The following is a 16547-nucleotide window of genomic DNA, read 5'->3' as shown; positions in this document are numbered from 1 at the left end:
TCGTCTGCTTAATTTAGTTATTGATTACCATATATATTGTTATAAGCCAATTTTAAGGCTTCATTAGGAAACTCTTGTGCTAAAGCACCGATGGTGTATAGTAAATAACTCTTATCAATAATGTATTGAGGATCTTCAGGCAACAAAGAAATACCACGGTTAGCGAAGGCTTTCCTAAGAATCTCTTTACAATCTTCTTCCGATGAATGGGCAAAAATACCGCCGACAGCGACAACTTTCTGGACTTTTCTCAAATCACGTCCGACAGCAGTTCCTGGAGCGACACCCATAATTGCGTCGAAGCTCTGAGCTAAATACCCGGCGTGACGTTTGATGGCCACTTCAATGGCTGAGATAGCCATGGCTTTATCAAACAATTTTTCTTTATCAGTAACGCTGATATGCTCGGGATTCTTCTCCAAATTTTCCGTGTACGCGATCAGTTCATTGGCTAAATCTTCACCTTCTAAACCAATCTTTGCTAAAACGCCTATGGCACCAACTGTTTCTATGATTCCAGTAGCGCTAACCCGTAATCCCAGGTTACCCTCAACTGTCCGATAGGAGACCTGTTTTTCGTTAGAAATAACTAACCCTTTTTCCTCGTTACTCAATTCGGCCAGTTCCGGTACAACAGAATGAACATCCGTTGTTGCGCCACCAATATCGATAACCATAATGCTACCCAAACCCTCATTCTCAGTAGTCCCTAGAGCTAATACCTCTGTCCCCATAAGTACAGCCCCAGGTGTGGGCATGACGCTCTTATTCGAAACCATCTCTAGAAGACGTCCTAAGCCTTTTGCCTGAGTAATTTGACGGATAAACTCCCTATGAATCGCTTCCCGAGCTGGTTTGACCCTTAATTCGTGAATCGTTGGCATAACATTTTGTACTCTGATCGTACTGACGTCATGAGATTTTAAAAACGCTTCAACCTTAGGCTGGGCCTGAGCATTACAGGCAATGATGACAACGCCTCCACATTTGCTCTTGACAATAATATGAGCATTTTCTAGAACCGAGTCCTCATCGCCGCCATCTGTTCCACCAGCGAGAAGAATGATATCCGGTTTAATCTCGTGTAAGACCTCTTCCCGGAAATCAACAGGAGTCTCATGGGAGATAATCTCTAAGACTCTTGCTCCAGCACTCATGGCTACTTCTTTGGCCGCCTTTGCAGTAACACGCGGCATATATCCCATGGCGATCATTCTAAGTCCACCTGCAGCTGAACTAGTAGCCAAAACCTTACCCGGCGTAATATCTAACAGACCCATATTTTTAGCTAGGTTTTTTCGTGCGTTTATAAGCCCAATCTCAATATTTGAGACCGTTGTAGGTGCTTGTGATCGACCTATAAAGCTGAGAACTTTATTCTGTTTCTCAAACGCAGTCACTTTGGTATAAGTGCTTCCTACGTCGTAAACCAACAAATCAACATGTTGCATTTTTTCACCCCCTGGTATTTTTTAGACCAGGAGTTACTTCACGATATAACTGTAACCATCCATGATGCGGCGTGAAGTACGCCCAAAAGCTGCCCGTTTAACTTCTAAGGTTTTTCCGTTAGCTTCAACTTCTACTTCAATCTCAATAACCCCAGCCGGATGACCGATACGTACCAAAGAGTCATTAGAACGTGAAACTTCATTGACAATCGTTCCTGGAATTTTAGAGGCTGCACCTGTGCAAGTTGTCCCAGTACCTGCATAAGTCTTATGCATCACTTGCATAAACATAAGTCTGGAAACTAAATCAACGTTACTGGCTGAAATTGTGTTTCCTGTAGTAAAGTCAACATAATCATGTGGTTCACTGACAAAAGCGATCATAGGGAAAGCAGGGCTGCTTTGTAGCGCATCGTCCTCGCTATTAGCCATACCAATCATCGTAGTTGCTTTACCACGGATTTGCTCAAGAATCCCTAACATCTTTTTGTTGGCACCGATTTCAGCAGGTGTTTCAATCCCCGTCAGCCCTAAATCCTTAGCTTTCACAAACACCATGGGATTGGCAACGTCAACGATGGAGATCTCTAATTCACCAACTTCAGGTACATTGATGACATCGATTGCATTACCTGTTGGCAAAACTTTATTGGTAACAGCTCCAGCTGTACCTGCAAAATCAAGCATAATCTTAGCGCCGGTACCAGGAACACCGTCAATTTTATAGTCACCGACTACTTGAGATTTCCCATCTTTAACAGGCACTTCTGCTACGAGAATCTTCCCAGTGTTGGTGTTGTGAATACGAACTGTCGTAACAGGCTCTACAACACGAACCAAACCTTCGTCGATAGCGAAAGGGCCAACGCCAGCAGAGATATTTCCACAATTACCTGAGTAATCTACGAATGCTTTAGTAAAGCTGACTTGCCCGAAAGTATAATCAACGTCAGCATCTGAACGTGTAGCCGGTCCGATAATAGCCACCTTACTTGTTAATGGATCGGCTCCACCTAGGCCATCGATCTGTCTTACGTCTGGGCTTCCGAAAATCGAAAGAACTTCTTGATCTCTTTTTTTAGTGTCCGATGACAAATCATTCTCCATTAAGAAAATACCCTTACTCGTACCAGCCCGCAAAATAGCTGTGCGGATTCTATGTTGATCACTCATTTTACTTCTCCCCTTTACTCAAATCTCGCTTGAACCCATTTAATAGCATCTTCTGTATTCGTTCCTGGTCCAAAGAAGCCATCCACTCCAAGGAACCCTGTTCCTTCGCTTTTCATTTTTTCTTCAAACATAGCATGTTCTTCTTCTTTTTCCGCGATCCGGCCACCAGCCATAAGGACAACCTTATCACGAATACCGAGTTCTTTTAAACGTTGTTCTACCCTCGGGAATAACGTCGTTCCAAGTCCCAGAAGGTTACTAATACCAACAACATCAACTTTCGCCTCTGCCGCAACTTCTGCAACTGTTTCCGGAAGATTCATCCCCCGTAGATAGATAACTTCGTAGCCCGCTTGTTCGAAAGCTTCCCGAATGGTGTTAATTCCAACAACATGGGCATCCGCACCAACGGTTGCTAATAAGATCTTCTCTTTTTTCGTAACCGGAGCTTTTGCCTCAACCTTAACGTTTTCATCAGTAAAAGATAACTTCCCAACAGGAACTCCTACTGGACCATAGCCAGGAATGTAACGACGGATTCCGTCTTTATCGCGATGTGTTCTAACACCTCGTTTAAGATCCCAGCCACCAGCCCGTGGAGCATCAAGAATACCCGATTTACCGGCGGCAACAATGATATCAATGAGTTCCTCAGCACTATACTTCAACCAGAAATCAGGCCCGATTTCCTCAGGCTTAAGCTCTTCGGGAAGAGCAAACGCTGCGGTTAAGACTGCCATTGCTTCAGTAATAATTTCGTCTTTTCTCCGGTCAATGGCTGGATCGTTAATTTCATAAGAAGCTACATTCGTAAATACGTTATGTGTTGCCCAAATAGCCTTAGCCATGGAGACCCCTGTTGGAATGCCTACATTTTCAGCCGCCTTCGGTCGATAGAAATTGGCACCGCCTAATTTGGCACTAACAGCCATGCGGGCGAAGTGGGCTTGTTCGGCAATGAGGTCAGCAGGCGGATTTTGGAAAGTTTCTGGTACAACAATCAAGAACTCACTCCACATGACCTGCTTAAAGGCGCGCATGACGGCCAAATCAGCTAATACATTGATTCCGCCGACATTCATCTGAATCCCGCTAAGCGCCCTTGGCAAGCCAGCATGAACTGCTAAACCCTCAGCCAATAGACACATTGCTAATGCCATACCATCGGTCCCACCGATATTGTTAAGATGTTTATGAGAATCTGTCTGCACAAAGATGTTATTATCAGCGCAAATCTGTAGCGCTTTATAGCCATTGGTCACTTTCGTTTTATAATCGTGAATTCCGCGACCACCGAAATGAACATGGATAACCGGCCCAATATCCGTTCCATCAAAACCAGCAATCAGGGCATTGATGATGGATAAGTGTGGCGTATCCCCAGTCGCGTTAATACGAAGGGGATGTTTTGCGCCGCCGCCAAGCTGAACGAATTCCCGTTCTCCGGCAGGGGTAATTCCGCCTTTTCCTCTTGATTGTTCAATCAGATCAGCTCCCTTGAGCGGATCAATATGCCGGGTTGCCTCAGAGTGAACAAATTGGAAGAGAGAAGTCCCCAGTTCCTCAGCGACTTTATACATTTCATTGGACTCTTTATAAGTCTCCTCGGCACTATTTCTTCCTAAGATAGGATTCTGAACAGGAATACCCGTCTGAACTGCTTGGCGACCTAACTCTGCAATCCGATAACCGCTACGTTCAACCCCATTAACAATTCGAGGATAAGGGGCTGGCAGACCGGTAACGGTACCATCCGGACCTACTTTTGGCATTTCGACCCCGAATACTCTTTCGTAAGCCTGAACACCTTCATAGTCTTCGATAATAATTTTCTTAGTCTTTTCTTGCATTGAAGTCTTTTCCTCCTAATAGCCTTAACTTAAATAATCTAAGATAGTTGGAGTTGTTTGCGTACCTTGGCAATAAGTCCTCCGGCTTCTAACGTTTCTAAAACATTAGCTGAAAGAGGCTGCCCTTGTAATTTTTCTCCAGTCTCGACGATCGTTATTTCAGCTGTTTCCAGATCGACTTCGATTTCCTGTCCGGGTTTTACTTTATCCACTACATCTGCAATCAATACCGGCAAACCAATGTTAATAGAATTCCGTCTGAAAATCCGAGCAAACGATTTGGCAATAATAAGCCCAGTACCCGCGTCTTTTAAAGCAACGGGTGCTTGCTCCCGGCTTGAACCGCAACCAAAGTTCTCATCTGCGATGACAATATCACCAGGCAGTACTTTTTGGGCATAATCCGGGATTTCACTTCCGGCAAGAGCATGATCCTTTAACTTATCGATAGGGGCTGCCATAGCGTAGCCCGGTAAAATCTGATCTGTATCAACGTTAATGCCAAATTTCCAAACTCGGCCTCTAACCTTGCTATTCCAAGCCATTAGTCTACCTCCCCTAACTCGACAATCGTGCCCGGAGCGACGATTTCCCCTGCGATCGCACTTTCCGCAGCTAAACGCGGTGATGCAAGATAAACCATGCCATTCCGATGACCCATCCGTCCTGGGAAATTACGATTAGTAGTAGAAACAGCGACATCACCTTCGGCTAAGAGCCCCATATGCGCTCCGAAGCATGGACCGCATCCCGGACTAGTGACAATACCACCAGCTTGACGGATGATGCGTGTTATTCCTTGGTCTTCCATCTCCTGCGCAATGCTGGTGGAAGCAGGAATTGCCAATAATGTTACTGCATCGGCTACCTTACGATCCTTAAGAACTTCAGCAGCAATCTTCATGTCACTCAGACGCCCGTTCGTACAACTTCCAATCACAACCTGGGTTATTTTAGTCCCCACGATATCTGTAACCTTAGCAACATTACCCGGGTTTGGTGGACAAGCAACACTTGCTGGAATCTCCTCAGCCTTAAAGGTATATACTTCTTTAACTGGTCCAACAGGTTCATTCTCATCAGCAAAGTAGCTGATCATGGTACCCATTTCAATTCCCATGTTGGAAATAGTCATCTTGTCATCTAAGGTCATATTTTCAATAAGGCTACCTGAATAGATAACTGCTTTATCCGTGAAGCCCCCTGTCCCAAAATGTCCGATAAGGTGCAGGATAACATCTTTCGCATATACTCCAGGAGTGAGCTTACCTTCCAGTCGGAGCTCAAACGTCTCCGGAACTTCTAAATCAAGTGTTCCAGTAGCCATCGTTGCTGCTAACTCCGTGGCTCCTACTGGTATGGCTATAGCCCCATATGCTCCTGCTGTACAAGTATGCGAGTCAGCACCCATAAGAATTGAGCCTCTGTCTAAGCGGTGCTTTTCGGCTATGACCTGATGAATAACTCCGTCACATTTGTCATAAACCTTAACGCCATAGTCCTGAGAAAATCTTTTAAGGATATTATGAAGCGCTTTAACCTCAGGAGTAGCAGCCGGAATAATATGATCCACAACAAATACGACTTTCTGAGAGTCAAAGACCCGATTAACCCCGATTTTCTTAAACTGTTCAACAGCCATAGGGCCAGTAACGTCGTGAGCAATGACTAAGTCAACCTTAACGGTAATATCTTCGCCCGCTTGAACCTTCTCCAGCCCAGCTGCTTTGGCTAGGTACTTTTCTACTTGGTTCACTTTCCTTCTCCTCCAGAACTGACAGTCTTTAATAGTTAGTCAACAAGTACAATCCCAAGTCTTTGAGCCGCAAGGCGTGCTTCTTCTTTTGAAGGACTGGCATTCTTGAGAACCAGTCGCGCGCCACCTCGATTAAGAGCTTCAACCATGGCATTTTGTTCAGTTGCATAAATTGTAACCCTCTGCATCTGAGGTTCATCAACCTCAACAATATCAACCGTTATCTTTTTATCAAGTACACTTGCCATAACTTCACGATAGGCTTTGCCGTTGTCAGTGCTTGCTCCAAGAACAGCTCCCATAAGAATTCCTGGAACGTTAATACCACGACGAGCAAACAATTCTGGATATAACTCGATCTTAACACCAGTGATTTCACCTTTAGCTAACTCATGCGCAATCCGTCCAGTATTCGTAGGCGAGCCAACAGCTTGACTGCTACCGCCAACGACTGCATCTCCAAAAGGCTTCACAATCGAATTCGCCTTGCTGGCTAATGCTCGAGCTTCTTCAACAGCTAATTCCATAGTTTGTTTAATGGTAGCATGTTCACGTTCTTTTACTTGATCACTAATAAAGTGTTCCACTTCAAGATTTGTCTTGAAGAAAGGTTGCATATATTTAACAACTACTGGCACGATTTGTTTAGCAGAAACTGGGTGCACAGCAGCAGCCATTGAGATCATAACATCAACCGGAACATTAACAGGGATTGTCGTATGAAGTGCTAAGTTAGCAGCAAGGTTAGCAATGACAACGCCCCCACCGATATGGGTCGCGCAAAGTCCGGCGACCATAACCCTTGGTGTACATGGGTTACCAATCGTTGGAGAAAGCGCTAATACGACAGCCCTCTCCATAGCTTTTGGGCTTCCTTTACGCAGTTCTACTAAAGTGGCCGCAGTTGCCGCAGCACCTGCTCCAAACCCCTCCATATTACAGCCTGTAGAGGTCTTTCCTGCCCGGAAGATCGTCCCGACTTTGAGCATTACTGATACTGCCCTTGCCAATTCCTCTTTATCTTCGACAGTCTCCTGTAACGCAATGAATAAACCCGTATAAGTGCAAGAATCTCCCGTACCAGCACACGGTTGTAATCCGCAAGAATGATTACCTACTTGCGAGGCCAACGTATTTACCAGTATTTTGTTAATGAAATCATCCTCAAACAACCGATTTGCATAATTATCAGCTGCCAATTCTTGTGGAACCTTGCCGAGCAAGAAACTCGAGCCGGAGGTGATCCCTACTTTAGCTGCATACAGGTTATGAGCGAATGCGTTTAATACGGCATCCACAACCTCTTCTTTAGTCATTGAATTCTTGTGCATTGCTTCCGCGATGATGACATCACTGACACGTAAATCCAAATCAGTTGCAATATCTATTACTTCGCCCAAGGTTAAGCTACCAACTTGATATCCCTTTTCCTTAATGTGATCAACAATTTTTTTCATTTTGAGTCACCTCCGAATAAAAGTTCTAAGCTCTGACACTAATATCTAATAATTCTTCAAGCGGCTTGATAATAGCTGAAATATCTTCACGTCCTAACCCTGCAGCCCGTGCATTTTCATAAAGTTGCTGTGCAACGTTCGTCAACATCATTGGGACTTTTGCTTCTTTTGCAGTCTGTACCGCAAGCTCGAGATCCTTATACTGAAGGTCAATAGCGAATCCTGGAGCGAAGTTTCCTTTTAGTATGAAGTTCGGCATCTTAGCCGTCATTGCGTAGCTGTTACCAGAACTTACACTGATGATTTCAAATAAAGTCTTTGGATCAAGACCAATTTTAGTTCCTAGGGCAAACGCTTCAGCTGCTGCAGCCATATTTACCGCTAAAAGAAGATTATTGACAATCTTAACAGCGTCTCCATCGCCAACGCCGCCAACATGGTAGATCTTCTTACCCATAATCTCTAATAGAGGTTGGTAACGATCAACAAGTTCTTTTTCGCCACCTACCATAATGGTTAGCGTTCCTTCGGTAGCACCTTTTACACCGCCACTGACAGGTGCATCCATGTAACTAATACCCCGATCAGCAGAAAGCTTTGCAATTTTTTTTGTAAAACTAGGTGCAACACTGGACATATCGATAATAGCAAAACCAGGTTTAGCGCCGGCAAATACGCCTTTTTCACCAAGAAGAACCTGTTCAACAATTGCTCCATTAGGTAACATCGTGATAACGACTTCTACTTGTTCTGCAAGCTCCCGAGGGCTTTCTGCACGAAGTGCTCCATTTGCTACGAGCTCTTCAACAGCAGCTACACTAACATCATTAACTACGAGAGTATGCCCAGCTCGAATGATGTTCTGTGCCATTGGTTTGCCCATCGCGCCTACACCTATAAATCCTACTTTCATGACGTTCCTCCTAAATCTCTTCCCCATCAATATATGGATTTATGGCGTAGTGCTTTTTACCCTCAAGGTAGACCGCACTACGTCATAAATTCACTTATAAGCTAACGAAGTATAATAAACTCCTGTGAAGCTTCTTATCTTAATCCGTCTTCCCCTTTGATCTCTGCTACTTGTAAGCCGCCGATTCTTGGATGTGGACGTCCTGCGTCAGTTACAACGATTGCAACAACGATCTCATCTGCTCTCGGAGCATCAGGAAGTCTAACTTCCATAGCATCATAGTGTGTACGAACGAAAGCAGCATCTTTGTAATGAACAGGAACATCTAAGCCAGTTCCAACCCCACCGAGTTTTTTAGCTGAAGGAATAATTGCTTTTCCGCCTCCAACCTCTTCACGGAAAGGTTTGCCCATAAGAGGATGGAGAATGGCTGCTGCATGTTCCAGCTCTCCTTTTTCCCCAACAATAGCACCTTTACCATAGCTATTAGCTTCTTCTTTAGCAATACCGAGAGCTTTAACAGCTTTTTCAGCTAGCATTTGACCTAATTGTTCGCCAATTTTACTAAGCTCAGTTAGATCTTCAACGTATTTCCCTGCGAATGGGTTCTTGATAACCGCGGCAACAGAAGCTTTACGCGTTGGCTTAGCTAAAGCCTTTTCCCCATCCTTATGTGTTTCTTCAACGACGGTAACAATTTTACGGATTTCCATTTTCATTTACCTCCTTAGAATTCACTTGATAACATAAACCATCGGGGATCATAGCAACCAGATCATCTACAAAAATAACTGCCCCCAGGATAACACCTCTAGACTTTAATTCTTCGGCTTTTGCCAGAGCGTTCAAGAGCGCTAGGCGCTTGGTCTCGGCTTTAATATTCTCTACTTTGGTCGTAACCAAATGACCGGGGATGTCCGTATTTGGATCGAGTATTTCCGCTGGTACTCTTAAGATACCTAGGTCATCTGCATAGCAATGATTTGCTATAAGGGTTGCACAGCTATCAGCAACCCTGGCCGTGGAAGCTAATACTGTTACGGCGCTAGCAATTCCTTTAGTAAAACTTCTTCCACCTAAACCGCTTGTAGCAATTCCACCAATGCCATCCTCCGACGAGATCGGTAGAACATGAGTGAAGCTGGGGGCGCCAATACTCGGCGTAAGGCCCACCTTTGTTTCCTCATCCTCTATTAACCTCACTGCAATATCCCCACCATTATTAATCATGACCTTGGTAGCTCCCTTTGCGACTAACCAATCCGCTACCAGATCTGAGAATGTTCCAGCGACTGCAGCCATCGGAGTCAAAGTCTCATCTCCGGTTGCTTGTACTGATTCAACCATGAGTCTTAAAGGTAAAGGCCCTTCTGCAGTATGAGGATCATTTACTGTTTTGACATTCTTAGCCCTATCAATCACTTTGGCAAGGTCTTCTAGAATTGTTATTGCGTAATTAGCCGCTTCCTGTAATTCCTGGGTAAATGTTCTTGTTTTTGAACTTGCCACAAGCATCATTTGCATTGGTCCAAAGTTTAGGAATACCCGTTCGTCAGATAACACCGTAATCATGCCTGTTTCTCCCCGGCTTAGATTCGTATCAATTACTTCTTAAGTTCGTCTAACTTCTTAATAGCCTGGACGTGACCACCGATTTCCTTGTACTTGGCCAGAGGCATTGTATATTCTATGGGAGCAACAGTTGCTGGTGTTGGAACCCAGGTAAAGGCTTTCGGCACAATTTTTTCTACATCAACCATAAAGTTAATGCCGCCACCCGGAAGAACAAAGGCTTTAGCACCCCCGACAGTCATCTTAGCATCACCCTGATGCACAGCCTGTGTCACTTTAATAGGATTTACTGCTACCCCAGCGCGGGCACTGCCACCAGTTCCTCCCACATACAGAGCGGAAACTCTAGCGTCTTCACAGTTTGCAGCAATATCATCAACTGCAGCTTTTACCTCAGAAGTCATTGGGATCTCTTTGACAGCTCCGTCTTCTTCAACTTGGAAAAGCGCAGCTTTTTGTCCTGTCGTTTCTGTGACAAGTACTTTGATCCCTGGCTTAGCTATAGTCATATCTACTGATTTAATGGCATCTCTGGGGTTCTCGATATGAGTACCGCCCCAACCCTTACCATGTTCACCGAAATAGCGTCCGCGAGTACTTCTTCTGGCATTCGGAACGACACCGCTCCAACTCATACCCACCACTTCACCGGCGAGATGTTCGGATAAAAGTCCAACGACGTGATGGTCAAGAATGATAGCTTCATCTACAGCTTCCTTAAGTCTGGCGGCGAACATTCCGATTGTGGCACTGCCACAACCTACCCTCATTTTTGTATCCTCTACACCATTAATAATGGGAGGATAACCGACTTGAAGTTCTAATGTACTTCCTTCGTTAACTTTTAAAGTCACGCGTTCACCGTTAGAGATTTCTACAATCGTACGGGCAACAACGAAACCCTCATTACCCGTTAGGAGATTCGCACCACCGATTGAAAGCATTTTTGAACCATATTCTTCTGTGTCTACCATCCCTACAACTTTACCGTTGCGTTTGACCTTAGCTCCTTCTTCTCCGATAAAGAGATTGGTGTCAATCTTAACCTTAACACCGCTATAACTTAACGGGGCTTCAGTAACTACTGTTACAATTTCTACCCCATCTACAGTATCTTGAACAATATGCGGTGCTGGGCGGCAGCATGGATAGCTTGTTCCAGCGCCAACTGCAGTGATAAGCGGCCCACCTTCATAGGTATCCGTAACAAGTTGACGATTACGTACTAACTTACCCTCAACGTTGCGGTAACGTTGGCAGGCTCCAGAATATCCTTCTAAGATCTCACATTGAACTGGGCAAGATGTGCATTTTACTGCGTTCTCTTTAATTTCCGTATTTTTAGTAGCTGCTTTAAAAGGACATACCTTGGTACATACACCACAACTTGTACAACTTTGTTGGAGTACAGCCTTCTTATTTTCAAGAACTATCGCTTTGTTTGGACACTCTTTAGTACAAATCCCGCATCCTTTACATAACTCAAGATCAATTAAAACCGCCACTTGAACATCTCCTCTTATAACAAAAGCTATTGAATCGTATAGTTGTGGGCAGTTGGAGGGGTATTACGACTCTTACTCACTTTTATAACACCATCAACAATAACCATCGCAACACCCGGTAAGTCGCCCACTGCTAATGCTTCCATAGCATCCGATCCGATCGAACCCATTGGAGCATCCATAACGACCAAATCTGCATCTTTTCCTTCTTCGATCAAGCCTGTTTCCAAACCGAATACTCTGGCTGTATTACCGCTAGCCATTGCTACAACTTTTTCACCAGGAATATCAGACATGGAGGCAATCAGGCTCATTGTTCTTAAAATACCGAGTGGAATAATCCCTGTACCGGATGGAGAATCGTTACCAAAAATAACACGATGCAAAGCGTCTTTTTCAGCAAGTTTACGAACAACTAAATCACCAATTTTGGGGTTACCACATTGAACAATTTCAAGGGTAAGTTCCGTATTGTTAATTAATCTTTCGACTTCTTCAGGAGCAATTGCAGTAGGTCCGCCATTGATATGGGAAACCACCGTTGGTTCAACAGCCATGACATCTTCAGCAGTTACGGTTGAGCTTCCTGGAATCGAAGTACCACCACAGTGCATTGCTACTTTCATTCCGCGTTTTTTAGCCCACTCTACCATCGGTTTGGCATCTTCCGGTTTCTTGATACTGCCAAGACCGATTTCCCCCACTAACCATACGCCTTCTTTTGCCATCTCATCAAAATCGGCTTCAACTAAGCCTTTCTCTAGAATGACAGCGCCACCATGAACCTTAAGTCCAGTGGAACGCAAGTTGTTATAAGATTTATGAGCCAAAATCGCCAGTGCCTTTGTGCCAGCCGGATCTTTTGGCCTACCGGGAGTATGACACTCCCCAGCAGAGATAAACGTTGTTACGCCCCCGTGTACTGAACCATCAATATAATCCTGGGTTTTTTGACGAGGTGAATAATCTCCAAGCATGGTATGAACGTGAGAGTCTATTAAGCCAGGGGTTACTGTCATACCAGCGACATCAACCGTCTTGTCCAAGGTGAAACCTTTAAGAATTTCTGCATCTCCAATTTTAGCAATTTTCCCCTCTTGGACTACGATGGTGTTTGCACTACTGACAGGATTTTCAATGTCACCAGTAACTAATTTCCCAATGTTGGTAAGTGCTATAGTAGCCATAAAAATACCCCCTAAAAATTTTTTTTATCTCTATTTAATTGAGATAAAACTTTCTCCGGAGTTACAGGTAAATCCATAATACGGATTCCTATGGCGTCATAAACTGCATTAGCAATAGCGGCGGCCGTCGGAATAAGCGCTGGTTCACCAACCCCTTTTGCCCCAAAAGGACCACTTTCAACAGGATCTTCTATAATGATCGGATAAACCGTTGGAACATCCATGGCCGTGGGGATTGTGTAGGTTGCAAATGATGGGGTTTTGATTTTGCCTTCAGATTTCTTGACTTCTTCGTAAAGACCAAATCCTAAGCCCATAGTGCTTCCGCCTTCAATTTGACCCACAACTTGCATCGGATTAATCGCAGTTCCGACATCATGAGCTGCAAAGATGTTGATAACTTCTACTTGCCCTGTCTCAGTATCTACCTCAATTTCAACAACTTGAGTAGCGAAGGCATAAGCTCCATAGGGACTACCCATACCAGTCTCATCATCTAGACCGGTAGTATCAGGATTATACCATCCATGTCCTATTGTCATTTTTCCTTTGCCCCGACAACTGGCAATAATATCTTGTATCTTCTTAAAATTATCTTTATCACCGTTTACATAAACACGATGGTTTTTAACACAGATTTCTGAAGTATCAACCCCAAATAAATGGGCTGCTTCTTCAATTAGTACCTTTTTAGCTTCCCTAGCAGCACGTAAAGCAGCATTACCAGAAATATAAGTCTGGCGGCTTGCAGAAGTAGCACCACCATCGGGCGTAATCCCCGTATCAGCGGACGTTACATGAACATCATCGAAATTAACGCCTAACTCTTCAGCAACAATCTGTGCTATTGTTGTGTTTGAGCCCTGACCGATGTCAGCCGCACCTAACAAAAGGGTAACAGTTCCATCATCTAATAAATCAACAAAGGCCCCAGCAGGATTTGGTAAGCCAGTATTTCCTACTCCATACCACATGCAGCCAACACCAAAACCTCTTTTTTTCATCGATGCCCGCCTCCTCTCTAAAAAATCTCGCCTACGACTTCCTTAGCTTTTCCATAAGCTTTATTTATAGTTTCACTGATTCCAACCCCTGTTTTCAAAACCTGTCCAGTACCTGTCAAACTTCCAGGTCTCAGCGCGTTCAGTAGACGAACTTGAACAGGATTGATCCCAGCCTTTTCAGCAAGCATGTCCATTTGTTGTTCATGGGCAAATGCCACCTGAGGAACTCCGAAACCACGCATAGCCCCGGCAGTCGGATTGTTGGTGTAGACAGTATAAGCATCTACCTTCACGTTTGGAACCTCATAAGGACCTGTAGCATGGACAGCAGACCTCGTAATCGTTCCCGGGCCATAAGAAGCATAGGCACCTGTATCGCCAATGATAGTTGCATCAACCGCAAGAAGTTTACCATTCTTGTCAGCAGCCGTTTTGTAATAGATCACGCAGGGGTGTCGTTTGGTAGATGCAACCAAAGACTCTTCTCTAGAATAAACTAGTTTCACGGGTCGTTTCGTCCGTATAGACAAGAGAGCTATATACACCTGAACTGAAATATCCAGTTTTCCACCGAAGCCCCCTCCAGTGGTTGTTTGAATAATTCTTACTTTATTAACTGGTAAAGAAAGGTTACGAGAAACTTCTTTACGGTCAAAATGAGGATTCTGCGTAGAGACATTTAAGACCACGACATCCCGATCAAGGTAAGCAACTCCGGCTTCAGGTTCAATATAAGCGTGCTCTTGCATTTGGGTACGATAGACATTTTCTATCACAATATCTGCCTCTGCGAAAGCTTTCTCTACGTCCCCTTTACGGATTTTCCTCAATTGAACAATATTACCCTTTTCGTGGACCTTAGGAGCGTCTGGTTTCATCGCTTCTTCAGGGTCAAATACAGCTGGGATCTCTTCAAATTCAACCGTGATTAACGCCAAAGCTTGCTCAGCTATTTTTTCACTCTCAGCAGCAACCACTGCTAGAGGTTCTCCGATTTTACGAATTTTATCATGAGCCAAAACAGGCTCATCTTTAAGAATAATTCCGTGACTATTACTTCCAGGTACATCTTTAGCCGTAAGAACTGCATATACCCCCGGCAGTGATTCAGCTGCACTTGTATCTACACTTTTCAAAATAGCGTGTGGTACTTTACTACGAAGAATTTTTGCGTATAGCATTCCAGGTAGCTTTATATCAGCAGCAAATTGCGTTTTACCCAGAACCTTATCTAAGGCATCTTTTCTGATTACAGACTTTCCTACGACGTTGAATTCCTGCATATTTTCAACTCCTCTTTAAGCCTATTCCTTCTTCTGATTGGCAACCTTTTCGATAGCATTAGCAATCTTGGCATAACCAGTACAGCGACAAAGGTTTCCAGAAATCTCACGGATAATCTCTTCTCTTTCTGGATGGGGGTTCTTATCAAGCAAAGCTTTTGCTGACATAATCATTCCAGGAGTACAAAATCCGCATTGTACTGCACCCTCTTCTATAAAGGCTTGTTGAAGGGGATGAATGTGTTCGTAGTCACCTAATCCTTCAATTGTTACAATTTCTTTACCGTCAATTTGAGGAGCCAATACTAAACACGAATTCGCTGTTTTTCCATCGATAATCACTGTGCAAGCGCCACAATCACCTTCACCGCAGCCGATCTTTGTTCCGGTGAGCGATAACTCTTCCCGTAAAAAATCGACCAAACGCATGTCTGATTCGACTTGAGTCGTCTGATTTTCTCCATTTAAAACGTAACTTATCGTTACTTTTGACATATCATTTACCCCCAATCTAAATGCTAAGCGTGCTCAAGGCATTTTCGAGTGCCCGCTTAATCAACGTACCCGCTATCTCTTTACGATAGATCGCCGTCGAACGAACATCGTCAATGGGCTTAATCGTATTTGATACAACATCAGCAATTTCTAAAAGCAATTTTTCCGATATGACGTTTCCAATTAAATATTCTTCAGCAGTATGCACTCTAATCGGAGTAGCGGCTACAGAACCCAAAGCGAATCTAGCCTTAGTAACGATTTTAGTCTTCGGATGAACTTCAATAAATACTGCAGCATTAACTACCGAAATTGCCAAAGCCTTACGTTTACCAAGTTTTTCAAAACTACTGCTTTGATTAGCTTCTTGAGCTTCAAAAGATATTTTTATGATTAACTCCCCGGGTTTAAGCTTCGTACGACCCGGACCTACAAATAAGTCATTTAAGGGGATTTCTCTGGCCCCAGTCACGCTCGCTATCGTAATTGTTGCGTCATAAGCAATCAGTGCCGGTACTGTATCCGCTGCTGGGGAAGCGTTACCCATATTTCCCCCTACAGTTCCCTCATTGCGTATTTGTGGAGATCCAACTAATCCTGCAGCTTTAGCTAAAGCTGGAGCGTATTTCTTAATAATATCTGATTCAGCAAGTTGAGTATGGGTAGTTAAAGGACCAATGGTTATCTTTCCACCTTCGATTTTTATGCCTCTTAAATCATCTAAGGCCCCTAAATCCAGGATAACCGAAGGATGAATTATGTTTTCTTTAAGTTTAACCATTACGTCAGTTCCACCAGCTAAAAGACAATGGCTAGGATTCCCTAACATCAAGTCAAAGGTCTCTTCTAGAGAGCTTGGTCTAAAATACTCGAATTTACTCACCTTTGCTAGCGCCTCCCT

Annotated in this window: 15 protein-coding genes; all 15 read right to left on the bottom strand. The window is 44.0% G+C overall.

All coding sequences use genetic code 11. From position 1 onward, the window contains the following. Nucleotides 1-17: 17 nt before the first annotated feature. Entirely contained in the window at nt 18-1451 is a 1434-nt protein-coding gene (locus ACZ42W_RS00410; RefSeq protein WP_464167587.1) for a glutamate mutase L, read from the bottom strand. 33 nt (nt 1452-1484) lie between these two features. Further along, nucleotides 1485-2624, bottom strand: coding sequence for a PrpF domain-containing protein (locus tag ACZ42W_RS00405; RefSeq protein ID WP_464167585.1), 1140 nt, complete (start codon nt 2622-2624; stop codon nt 1485-1487). A 14-nt stretch (nt 2625-2638) separates the two neighbouring features. Further along, entirely contained in the window at nt 2639-4474 is a 1836-nt protein-coding gene (locus ACZ42W_RS00400; protein ID WP_464167583.1) for a cobalamin-dependent protein, read from the bottom strand. A 38-nt stretch (nt 4475-4512) separates the two neighbouring features. Further along, on the bottom strand, nt 4513-5019 hold the full coding sequence (locus ACZ42W_RS00395; RefSeq protein WP_464167581.1) for a LeuD/DmdB family oxidoreductase small subunit: 507 nt from the start codon (nt 5017-5019) through the stop codon (nt 4513-4515). Next, nucleotides 5019-6230, bottom strand: coding sequence for a 3-isopropylmalate dehydratase large subunit (locus ACZ42W_RS00390; RefSeq protein ID WP_464167579.1), 1212 nt, complete (start codon nt 6228-6230; stop codon nt 5019-5021). The genes ACZ42W_RS00395 and ACZ42W_RS00390 overlap by 1 nt, the downstream gene beginning before the upstream one ends. Nucleotides 6231-6265: 35 nt before the next feature. After that, the gene (locus ACZ42W_RS00385; RefSeq protein ID WP_464167577.1) at nt 6266-7687 is read right to left on the bottom strand and encodes an L-serine ammonia-lyase, iron-sulfur-dependent, subunit alpha; all 1422 of its coding nucleotides are present in this window, start codon (nt 7685-7687) and stop codon (nt 6266-6268) included. 25 nt (nt 7688-7712) lie between these two features. Beyond that, complete coding sequence (locus tag ACZ42W_RS00380) at nt 7713-8600, bottom strand: NAD(P)-dependent oxidoreductase (RefSeq protein WP_464167576.1); 888 nt, start codon at nt 8598-8600, stop codon at nt 7713-7715. Nucleotides 8601-8734: 134 nt separating this feature from the next. Continuing rightward, nucleotides 8735-9313, bottom strand: coding sequence for an amino acid synthesis family protein (locus ACZ42W_RS00375; RefSeq protein WP_464167574.1), 579 nt, complete (start codon nt 9311-9313; stop codon nt 8735-8737). Further along, nucleotides 9300-10172 (bottom strand): UPF0280 family protein, encoded by an 873-nt coding sequence (locus ACZ42W_RS00370; RefSeq protein ID WP_464167572.1) that lies wholly within the window; start codon nt 10170-10172, stop codon nt 9300-9302. Before ACZ42W_RS00370 ends, ACZ42W_RS00375 begins: the two co-directional genes overlap by 14 nt. A gap of 32 nt (nt 10173-10204) precedes the next feature. After that, nucleotides 10205-11677 (bottom strand): indolepyruvate ferredoxin oxidoreductase subunit alpha, encoded by a 1473-nt coding sequence (locus ACZ42W_RS00365; RefSeq protein ID WP_464167570.1) that lies wholly within the window; start codon nt 11675-11677, stop codon nt 10205-10207. Nucleotides 11678-11703: 26 nt separating this feature from the next. Continuing rightward, on the bottom strand, nt 11704-12864 hold the full coding sequence (locus ACZ42W_RS00360) for an amidohydrolase family protein (protein ID WP_464167568.1): 1161 nt from the start codon (nt 12862-12864) through the stop codon (nt 11704-11706). A gap of 11 nt (nt 12865-12875) precedes the next feature. Continuing rightward, complete coding sequence (locus ACZ42W_RS00355) at nt 12876-13868, bottom strand: xanthine dehydrogenase family protein molybdopterin-binding subunit (RefSeq protein WP_464167566.1); 993 nt, start codon at nt 13866-13868, stop codon at nt 12876-12878. A 17-nt stretch (nt 13869-13885) separates the two neighbouring features. Continuing rightward, nucleotides 13886-15151 (bottom strand): xanthine dehydrogenase family protein molybdopterin-binding subunit, encoded by a 1266-nt coding sequence (locus ACZ42W_RS00350; RefSeq protein ID WP_464167565.1) that lies wholly within the window; start codon nt 15149-15151, stop codon nt 13886-13888. A gap of 21 nt (nt 15152-15172) precedes the next feature. Next, nucleotides 15173-15646, bottom strand: coding sequence for a (2Fe-2S)-binding protein (locus ACZ42W_RS00345; protein ID WP_464167563.1), 474 nt, complete (start codon nt 15644-15646; stop codon nt 15173-15175). A gap of 16 nt (nt 15647-15662) precedes the next feature. Continuing rightward, a complete protein-coding gene (locus ACZ42W_RS00340; RefSeq protein ID WP_464167561.1) occupies nt 15663-16529 on the bottom strand; it encodes an FAD binding domain-containing protein in 867 nt (288 codons plus the stop codon). Between the last annotated feature and the right edge of the window lie 18 nt (nt 16530-16547).

The sequence above is a fragment of the Desulfitobacterium elongatum genome, from assembly GCF_055378975.1.
The sequence above is the reverse complement of the archived record's forward strand: the minus strand, read 5'-3'. Positions and strand labels throughout refer to the sequence as shown.